The 1,826-nt window shown below is 54.8% G+C and carries 2 protein-coding genes; both read right to left on the reverse strand.

Translation table 11 applies throughout. From position 1 onward, the window contains the following. Positions 1 to 314: 314 nt before the first annotated feature. Positions 315 to 974 (reverse strand): glutathione S-transferase family protein, encoded by a 660-nt coding sequence (locus tag V2I08_RS20350; RefSeq protein ID WP_349636567.1) that lies wholly within the window; start codon positions 972 to 974, stop codon positions 315 to 317. 107 nt (positions 975 to 1,081) lie between these two features. Further along, positions 1,082 to 1,762 (reverse strand): TonB-dependent receptor domain-containing protein, encoded by a 681-nt coding sequence (locus V2I08_RS20685; RefSeq protein WP_405053685.1) that lies wholly within the window; start codon positions 1,760 to 1,762, stop codon positions 1,082 to 1,084. Between the last annotated feature and the right edge of the window lie 64 nt (positions 1,763 to 1,826).

Consider the following 1,826-nt stretch of genomic DNA (forward strand, 5'->3'; position numbering starts at 1 on the left):
TTCCAACCCAACGAATGCGCCAACTACTTCAAATCATGTGGCTATGAACCGGAATGAATGGAAAATGATCTAAAAGGAGCAACCTATCCAATGACTGGTCTTTAAACCGCCACGCTCAGCAAATCGCTGGGGTTCCAATCGCTGGGGTTCCATTGGCCTGGTTCGTCACCGCCCTCTACAGCGGAACATTGAGATCAGTTCGGGTTCAACGAAAAGACAGTGATTAAATGGCGTGTGCGTCAGTCGGTGGACGACCTGTCGGAAAGGCCGCGCCGCGCTCGCCAACAGGCAGGCGCGGCCCGGCTGTTTTGCGTTCAGACAAAAGCAGTGAGCATACCCAGCGCGGTTTCGGGGCGGGGTATGGTGAAGGTGATGGGCTTCCAGTCGGCTGCTGCCGGGCGTTCCAGGCAGCGGTGCATCCAATCCTTGAGGTTGGGATATTCGCCAAAATTCACTCCGGCCAGCACGCCAAGCGAGAAGGGGGCGCTGACATTGAGATCTGCCACCGTAAAGCCTCCGCCCAGAATGTGCTGCCTGTCTGCCAGATGGGCATCAAGAACGCGCAAGGGGCGGTCCAGCTTCTGGAGCATGGCCTGCGATTCTTCTTTGTTGCGCTGATGTTCGGGGAACATCAACAGGTTGGCGGCGGCCACCATCAACGGCTTTTCGACTTCTGTCGTGACCCAGAAGCTCCACTGGGTGGCGAGTCCTTCCTCAACCAGCGATTGCGGTGCTAGCTCGCCGCGGAATTTGCGCGCGAGATAAAGGTTGATCGCCATGGATTCGAAGATCGGCTGTCCGTCATCGACCAGAACCGGAACCCGCCCGTTGGGATTGATGGCAAGGAACTCAGGCTTCTTTGTGCTGCCGTCAAAAAAGCCGGTGGGCACATGTTCAAAAGGTACACCCAGTTCTTTCAGCATCCATAGATTGCGATGGGCACGCGAAAACGAATGTCCGTAAAGTGTAATCATATCAGGGCTTTCTCAAAAAAAGTTGGGAGCGGGTCGATGCTGTGCTGTAATCGGGCTGACGGGGCGTTGCTCCGTCCCGTCTGCGACCCTGCGCTTCAAAGAAACCGTTAGAACATGACTCCAGCGGATATGCCGTAGGTTCGCGGCGCACCAGGCGAAGCACCAATGACAAAATCACTTGGGAAGTATCTGCTATGATATTCGGTACCCGTCAGGTTCTGGCCATAAACGGATATCTTGAATGTTTCGGTAGTGTCGGTCCAGGTCACCCTCGCACCAAGCAAACCAAATGATTTCTCTTTGATCCGATTACCAAAGTCGAAAAAATAGCCGTCATTATAAGCATAGTTGACGTTGATATCGAAATCACCCGAACGGGTTTCTATTGAATAGAATGCACCCAGGGTGAAGCTGAATTTGGCCGTGTTGATAAGACGGTTGCCTGAGGCGTCCTCGTTAATCTGGGTGGCACCACCGCCTGCTTGGGGAACAAAGGTCAGCGCACCAGGGAAGGATTCATATTCCGCCTTGGGAATCCACGAGAGACCTGCCGTCAGTTGCAGGGCAGGGGTTGGAATGGCTGTAATCTCGGCCTCAAAGCCAGCGATCTCGGCCTTGGCGGCGTTCAGGGTCAGGGGCAGGCTGGTCGCAGGGTCAATGGCTTCGACCTGAATGTCCTTATAGTTATAGTAGAAGCCCTCGACATTGATCCGCAGCCTGCGATCCGCCAGATCTGATTTCAGGCCGATGGCGAAGGAATCGATCTTTTCTGGATTAACCCGGCTTATTCATGACAGCGGCGTAGTTTGCCTGGATTGGCGGGCGACGGCACTGGCGGCGTGGACGGGACGA

The sequence above is a fragment of the Sphingobium sp. MK2 genome, from assembly GCF_040170545.1.
Lineage (GTDB): Bacteria > Pseudomonadota > Alphaproteobacteria > Sphingomonadales > Sphingomonadaceae > Sphingobium.